This window comes from Streptomyces sp. NPDC104313 (assembly GCF_055583985.1).
Genome location: NZ_JBVJMW010000006.1, coordinates 143,082 through 150,566 on the forward strand (window position 1 = coordinate 143,082; position 7,485 = coordinate 150,566).

A 7,485-nucleotide genomic window follows, 5' to 3' on the forward strand; every position below is an offset into this window, starting at 1 on the left:
GGAGCGCTCCCACCGGCCCGCTGCGACTCAGGTCACCCGGTCCCGATCCGCCGGACACCCCCGGGTGTCACCGGGTGCCCCGCCCCGCGCTCAGGGACGCGTCATCCGCAGCACGTCCAGCGCCTCGTCGAGCTGCTCCATCGTCAGGTCGCCGCGCTCGACGTAGCCCGAGGCCAGGACCGTCTCGCGGATCGTCGTCCCGTCCTTGAGGGACTTCTTGACGACCTTCGCCGCCTCCTCGTAGCCGATGTACTTGTTGAGCGGGGTCGCCACGGACGGCGAGGACTCGGCGTAGGCGCGGGCCCGCTCCACGTCGGCGGTGATGCCGTCGACCGTACGGTCCGCCAGCAGCCGGGAGACGCCTGCGAGCAGCCGTACGGACTCCAGGAGGTTTCTCGCGATGACCGGGAGCATCACGTTCAGCTCGAAGTTGCCCGCCGCGCCGGCCGTGGCGACCGTCGCGTCGTTGCCGGTGACCTGGGCGGCGACCATCAGGACCGCTTCGGGGATCACCGGGTTGACCTTGCCCGGCATGATCGACGAGCCGGGCTGGAGGTCGGGCAGCGCGATCTCGGCGAGACCGGCGCGCGGGCCCGACGCCATCCAGCGCAGATCGTTGGAGATCTTGGTCAGCGAGACGGCGATGGTCCGCAGTTGGCCGGAGGTCTCCACGAGCCCGTCCCGCGCGCCCTGCGCCTCGAAGTGGTCGCGGGCCTCCGTGAGCGGCAGCCCCGTGGCGTCCGCGACCTCCGCGATCACGGCGGCGGAGAAGCCGGGCGGGGTGTTGATTCCGGTGCCCACCGCCGTACCGCCGAGCGGCAGTTCGGCGAGCCGGGGGAGGGAGGCGCGCAGCCGCTCCACGCCGTAGCGGATCTGTGCCGCGTAGCCGCCGAACTCCTGGCCCAGGGTGACCGGGGTGGCGTCCATGAGATGCGTACGGCCGGATTTCACGACCTCCGCGAATTCGGCTGATTTCCGCCCCAGGGATTCCGCCAGGTGGTCCAGGGCGGGGATCAGGTCGGCGGTGACGGCGGCGGTGGCCGCGATGTGGATGGAGGACGGGAAGACGTCGTTGGACGACTGGGAGGCGTTCACATGGTCGTTGGGGTGGACCTCGCGGCCGAGGCGCTCGGTGGCGAGGGTGGCGATCACCTCGTTGGTGTTCATGTTCGAGGAGGTGCCCGAACCCGTCTGGAACACGTCGACCGGGAAGTGCTCGTCCCAGCGGCCCGACGCGACCTCGGCGGAGGCCTCCTGGATCGCGGCGGCGATGTCCGGATCCAGCACCTTCAGCTCGGCGTTGACCTTGGCGGCGGCGCCCTTGATCCGGGCCAGCGCCTCGATGTGCGTCCGCTCCAGACGCTGCCCGGAGACGGGGAAGTTCTCCACCGCCCGCTGGGTCTGGGCACGCCACTTGGCGCCCGCGGGGACCCTCACCTCACCCATCGAGTCGTGCTCGATCCGGAACCCGCTGTCACGGGGCGTGTCGCCCGACGTGTCGACCATGGTGTTTAAACCTCCTGAAAAAGATGAGCGCTTCTCTTGTTCTATGTATTCCCAAGTCGCCTACCGACCAGTAAATACCGGGGGTAACCACTACCGGGAGGCGCAATGAGGCGCAGCAGCACCAGACTTCGAGGGCTCCGAGGCCTTCGCCGGCTCCGCTGTACGGTCGCGGCCGCCGTCGCTCTCGCGGCCGCCGTCGGCGGTATGGCCGCCGCCGGACCCGCGGGCGCGACGGAGTCGGGTACCAGCTCTATCGCATCCACCCCTCTCCCGCCCGCGCTGGAAGCCGTCCGGGCCGCCGAGGCCACCCAGCTGTACGGCAGCCCCGCCGAGCGTCCCCTCGGCGACCGCAGGACCGGGCTGATCTCGCTCGGCGACAGCGAGATCTCCGGCGAGGGCGTCGGCACCTACGACCCCGGCACGAACGGGCCGGACAACTGGTGCCACCGCTCGCCGGACGCCGCCATCCACCGCACGGGCATCGCGGCGGACATCACGTACAACGTCTCGTGCTCCGGCGCCTATACCGGGAACATCAAGATCGGCGGAAACAAGCAGTACGCCGACGAGCTCGTGCAGAGCGACAGCCTCGCGATCAAGGCCCGCAACACCCGGATCAAGATGATCGTCCTGGTCGCCGGGGCCAACGACGACCTCCAGTTCGGTCCGGTCATGACCGACTGCGTGGTGCGCTACATCAGCCTCCAGGGCCCCTGTGAGCCGAAGTACGCGGGCGGCTGGCAGGCCCGCGTCGACGCGCTGGTCCCCAAGGTCGAGCAGACCGTCCGCGATCTGCGCACCGTCATGAGCGACGCCGGGTACGCGGGCGGCGACTACAAGCTCGTCCTGATGGGCTACCCGAGCCCGATCGGCCCGGACTTCCGCGACAACCCGAAGTTCCCCGGCAAGCTGGTCTGCGGCGGACTCGGCTACGACTCCGACACCGTCTGGGGCCGCAACACCGCCGTGCCCGCCTTCCAGGCCGGCATGCGCAAGGCCGCCGCCACCACCGGAGCCACCTACCTCGACAACTCCCGGCTCTTCCACGGGCACGAGGTCTGCACCGAGAACACCTGGGCGCGCGGGCTGTTCATCGACGTGACCAAGCCGGGCCTGCCCGACGAGAACTCCGTCCGGCAGTCCTTCCACCCCAACGCGGCCGGCCACCGGGCCTTCGCGTCCTGCCTCACCCAGCTGTACGACTCCGGGCTGCGCGAGGCGAGCTGCGCCGACCCGGCGAGCACCGGGAACCCGGTCCTGACGGGAGCCGCCTGGGACGACCTGTTCGCCCCGCTGAGGAACGAGGCGACCGGCGCCTGTGTGGACGTGCCCGCCTCGGCCACCCGTAACGGCACCGCGCTCGGCGGCTGGGACTGCCACGGCGGGCGCAACCAGAACTGGTGGTACGACGCGGATACGCGGACGGCCCGCACCGCGCTCAGTCACGACCGCTGCCTGGATGTGCCGGGCGCGAAGTACAACCCCGGCGCCACGCTCGTCGTGTGGGACTGCTCGGGCGCGGCCAACCAGAAGTTCGTCCGGCAGGCGGGCACGGTCCGCCCGGCCGCCGCGACCGGCCTGTGTCTGACGCTGGCGGGGGCCAAGGACCCGCTCAGGCTCCAGACGTGCGACGGTAGCGCGAACCAGCGCTTCGTGTAGCCACGGCGTGCGAGGGGGCGCCTCACCGCGCGGTGGTCGCCCCCTCCTCACGCCTCCCGGGCCAGCGCCTCGGACAGCGCCCCCAGCGTCGGCGTCAGATACAGCTGCCGCAGCGCTATGCCGGGCAGCCCGCGCTCCCGGGCGAGCGTGCCGATCCGGATCGCGTACAGGGAGTTGCCGCCCAGGTCCCAGAAGTCGTCGTCCGGGCCGATCTCCTCGACGCCGAGGACATCCCGCCAGATACCGGTGAGGACGGCGGCCGGGGCCTCGGGAGCCCCGGGTGCCGAAGGCGCGGGTTTCGAGGCCCGGCGCGCTCCGGGCGCGGGCAGCCGGGCCGGGTCCAGCTTGCCGTTCGCGGTGAGGGGGAGGGCCGGCAGCACGGTCACCGTCGCGGGCACCATGTGCGGGGGAAGCAGCCGGGCGGCCCGCTCCCGTACGGGCCCGGCGTCCTCGCCCGCCCCCGGGGCCGGGACCACGTACGCGTCGATCCGCACGGCCGCCGCGTCCCCGCCCCCGCCGCCACCGGTCACGGTGACCGCGGCCGCCGACACCGCCGGGTCCTCCAGCAGCACGTGCCGGATCTCGCCCGGCTCGATCCGGAAGCCCCGCACCTTCACCTGGTCGTCGATCCGGCCCAGGTGCTCCAGCGTCCCGTCGGGCAGCAGCCGTCCCAGGTCGCCGCTGCGGTAGAGCCGCCCGGCCGGGTCCAGGACGTCCGGGAGGAAGCGTTCGGCGGTCAGGGCGGGCCGGTGCAGATAGCCGAGCGCCACGCCCGCCCCGCCCACATGGATCTCCCCGGGCGCACCCGGTGGCACCGGCCGCCCGTGCGCGTCCAGAACCCGGACCGACCAGCCCGGCAGGGGCCGCCCCACCGACCGGGATCCGGTGAGCGCCTCGCGGCGGGTCACCGCGGCCGCCGTGACATGGACCGTGGTCTCGGTGATCCCGTACATGTTGACCAGGCGGCAGCGGTCCTCCGGGTGCCGGTCGAACCAGCCCAGCAGCGGGCGGGCGTCCAGCGGCTCGCCGCCCAGCACCACCAGCCGCAGGGCGGACAGGTCACCGCCCGTGCGATCGGCCGCCGCGAGCTGGCTGAACGCCGACGGGGTCTGGCTCAGCACGCTCACCCGCTCCCGGACCAGCAGCGCGTGGAAGTCCTCCGGCGAGCGCGAGGTCCAGTGGTCCACGAGGACCAGCCGCCCGCCCGTCAGCAGCGCCCCCCAGATCTCCCACACCGAGAAGTCGAACGCCGCCGAGTGGAAGCACGTCCAGATGTCGTCGGGGGAGAGAGCGAAGTCGTCGCGGACGGTCTCGACCAGGGCCGTGACGTTGGCGTGCGGGACGAGCACCCCCTTCGGGCGGCCGGTCGAGCCCGAGGTGTGGATGACGTACGCGGGGGCACCGGCCCCCTGCCGTTCCGCGGCGGGGCGGGGCGGGTGGCCGCTGAAGGCGGCCGGGTCCTCCACCGTCAGCCGCACCTTCGCGTCCCGCGCGGTGCGCTCCCGGCGGTCCGCCGGATGCTCCGGATCCAGCGGTACGTAGACCGCGTCCGCCTTCAGGATCCCGAGCATCACCGCCACCAGGTCGGCTCCGCGGGGCAGGCAGAGGCCCACGAGATCGCCGGGCCGGACGCCGTGGGCGTACAGCCCGTCGGCCACCTCCTCGGCCCGGTCGTTCAGTTCGGCGTACGAGAGGGTGACGGGCCCGGCGGTGAGCGCGGGGGCGTCCGGGCGGGCGTCGGCCCGCGCGGCGAAGGCCTCGTCGACGCGGAGGGGGGCGGCGAACGTGCGGGGCGTGCCGAAGGCCGGTTGTGCCGCCGAATCCACCCCGCCCAGCGGATCCAGGGCCGAGAGCGGCGTGGTGGGCGCACTGTTCGACAACTGTCGCTGTACGAGACCCACTTGGTGGGCCGGTACGGGCAGTGCGGTCGTGCTGCCGGACGGCAGCGTGACCGGCCCGCCCCCGTCGCCCGCCACCAGCACCACCACGGGTGGATCGTCGCCCTCGGCCGGAGCGGCCGGCTCGGTGGCGAGCAGGTCCGCGACCGTACGGCCGGGCGAGAGGTCCGCCGCGAACACCGCGTACCCGTCGAGCGCCCCCAGCGCGTACGGAGGCCGGTCCCGGGCCGGTACGGGCACGGCGACGCGCACCGAGGACGCCCCCTCGTACCGCCCGACGGCGACCGCGAGCGCGGCGGCGAGCCGCCGGGTCTCCCCGTCCACGCGCAGGTCCGGCGGGAGCGGCCCGTCGAGCGGCGTCACCGCGCCCGGGGCCAGGTCGCCCCGCAGCACCCGGGCGACGATCCGCAGCGAGCGGGCGTCCAACGCGGCCCCGTCGGCGGTCAGGACGAGGTCCGGACCGAGGCCGGAATCCGGGCCGAGGTCCGCCGCGGCCCCTTCCGCGTACCGCAGCAGCACCGCGCGCAGCCGGTGGCCGGGCGCGACCGGGCGGCGCGCCTCGGCCGCGCGCCGCCGGTCGGCGGCGTCGGACCCGGCCGGGGCGGGAACGGTCTCCGTCCACAGCCGGGGGCGGCGCTCCCCGGGCCACCACAGCTCCGCCGCCGTCGCGAGGGCGGCGGCGAGCGCGGTGTCGGTGACGGCCGGCGGCAGGCGGACCGTCAGGGTGTGATGGGCAGGCGGCACGTGCGCGACTCCTCGGTCCACGGAAGGGAAACAGCTGATACGGCGGTCAGCGGGCGGTGAACCCGCCGTCCACGGTGACCACGCTGCCGGTCACCTGCCGGGACTCCTCCGAGGCCAGCCAGAGCACCGCGTTCGCCACATCGCCCGGCTCCACCAGCGCGTTCATCGGCTGGTCCCGGACGAACGCGGCCTCGTGCTCCGCGACCGGTACCTCCAGCGAGCGGGCGATCTCCGCCAGCATCCGGCCCTCCATCGCCTCGTCGTCCCGCACCGAGCCCGGACACACGGCGTTGACCCGGACCTTGCGGGGCGCGTAGTCCAGGGCCACCGCCTTCGTCAGGCCGACCAGCCCGTGCTTGGCCGCGACGTACCCCGCGAAGTGCCGGTAGCCCACCAGGCCGGCCGTCGAGGCGATGTTGACGATCGAACCGGACCCCTGAGCGACCATCCGGCCGCCGACCGCACGGATCGCCCGCCACGCACCGCCCAGATCCACATCGATCATCAGCTGCCACTCGGCCTCGGCGATCTCGTGCGCCGGGCGGCCCGAGGGGGCGGCGATGCCCGCGTTGTTGACCAGCACGTCGATCCGCCCGAAGCGCTCCTCGGCCGCCTCCGCCGCCGACTCCAGCGCCGCCAGGTCCCGGACGTCGGCCTGCCGGGTCAGCACGGCGGACCCCGCCTCGCGGCAGAGGCGTGCGGTGTACGCGAGCTGCGAGGCCGAACCGAGCGGATACGGCACCCCGGGCAGCTCGCCCGCCACGTCCAGCAGCACCAGGTCCGCACCCTCGCGGGCGAACGCCAGCGCACAGGCCCGGCCGAGACCGCGCGCCGCTCCCGTGATCAGCGCCGTCCGCCCGGCGAGCCGGACTCCACCGCCGGCCGCCGGCCCCGCACCGCCACCGCCCGTCACCGGCCCCTGGTCACCGCCCGCGCCCGTCACCGGCCACGCGCCGCACGCACCTCGGCGGCCACCAGCTCCAGCAGCTCGCCCGGCCGCTCGGTGAGGTACATGTGCCCGCCGGCCGGCTCGGCCACCGTCAGCTTCCCCGTCGTCGCCCGGCCCCACTCGGCCGCCTCCGCCGCCCCGACCAGGGTGTCCTCCCGCCCCCGGACGGAGATGACCGGAACGCCCAACGGCTCCTCCGAAGAGGGGACATACCTCTCGTGGAGCCGGACGTCCGCCCGGAGCGTCGGCAGCAGCAGCTCACGCATCTCCGGGTCGGCCAGCGCCGGGTGGTCGTACCCGGCGAACGCCCGGACCCGGGCGGCGAACTCCTCGTCCGGCAGCCCGTCCGCCCGGTCCGTGCGCGGCGTCCAGGGGCCGGGCGCGCCGCTGACGACCAGCGCGGCCAGGCGGATCGGCCCGCCCGACCGCTCGATCCGGTGCGCCAGTTCGTATGCGAGGACCGCGCCCATGCTGTGCCCGAACAGCACGACCGGGCCGCCCCCGCCCCCTTCACCGAGAGCCGCTGTCACCTGCGCGTACGCGTCGTCGACGGCCGGGGCCGCCGAGGTGTGGGCGGGCTCGGGGAACCGCTTCTCGCGGCCCGGCAGCGACACCGGGAGGATCCGTAGACCCTCCGGGGCCAGCCGCTGCCAGGGCGTGAAGAAGGAGGGGCCCGCCCCGGCGAAGGGCAGGCAGATGAGGACGGTCTCTTCGTCGGCCACGGTCGTT

General features: G+C 74.1%; 5 protein-coding genes. 1 reads left to right on the forward strand and 4 read right to left on the reverse strand.

What is annotated here, in order from left to right; all coding sequences use genetic code 11:
- Positions 1-90 precede the first annotated feature (90 nt).
- A complete protein-coding gene (locus ACZ60Q_RS16315) occupies positions 91-1,506 on the reverse strand; it encodes a class II fumarate hydratase (RefSeq protein WP_469634192.1) in 1,416 nt (471 codons plus the stop codon).
- A 105-nt stretch (positions 1,507-1,611) separates the two neighbouring features.
- On the opposite strand from ACZ60Q_RS16315, the gene ACZ60Q_RS16320 reads away from it, so the two are divergent.
- A complete protein-coding gene (locus ACZ60Q_RS16320) occupies positions 1,612-3,165 on the forward strand; it encodes a ricin-type beta-trefoil lectin domain protein (protein WP_469634195.1) in 1,554 nt (517 codons plus the stop codon).
- A 47-nt stretch (positions 3,166-3,212) separates the two neighbouring features.
- On the opposite strand, the gene ACZ60Q_RS16325 is transcribed toward ACZ60Q_RS16320, so the two are convergent.
- From ACZ60Q_RS16325 to ACZ60Q_RS16335, 3 genes are read right to left on the reverse strand one after another with little or no spacing between them, the layout of a single operon-like run.
- Positions 3,213-5,807 carry a non-ribosomal peptide synthetase gene (locus ACZ60Q_RS16325; RefSeq protein ID WP_469634198.1) on the reverse strand — a complete coding sequence of 865 codons (2,595 nt, stop codon included), beginning with the start codon at positions 5,805-5,807 and terminating at the stop codon, positions 3,213-3,215.
- Positions 5,808-5,853: 46 nt separating this feature from the next.
- The gene (locus ACZ60Q_RS16330) at positions 5,854-6,720 is read right to left on the reverse strand and encodes an SDR family oxidoreductase (RefSeq protein ID WP_469634972.1); all 867 of its coding nucleotides are present in this window, start codon (positions 6,718-6,720) and stop codon (positions 5,854-5,856) included.
- A 26-nt stretch (positions 6,721-6,746) separates the two neighbouring features.
- Positions 6,747-7,478 carry a thioesterase II family protein gene (locus ACZ60Q_RS16335; protein ID WP_469634201.1) on the reverse strand — a complete coding sequence of 244 codons (732 nt, stop codon included), beginning with the start codon at positions 7,476-7,478 and terminating at the stop codon, positions 6,747-6,749.
- Between the last annotated feature and the right edge of the window lie 7 nt (positions 7,479-7,485).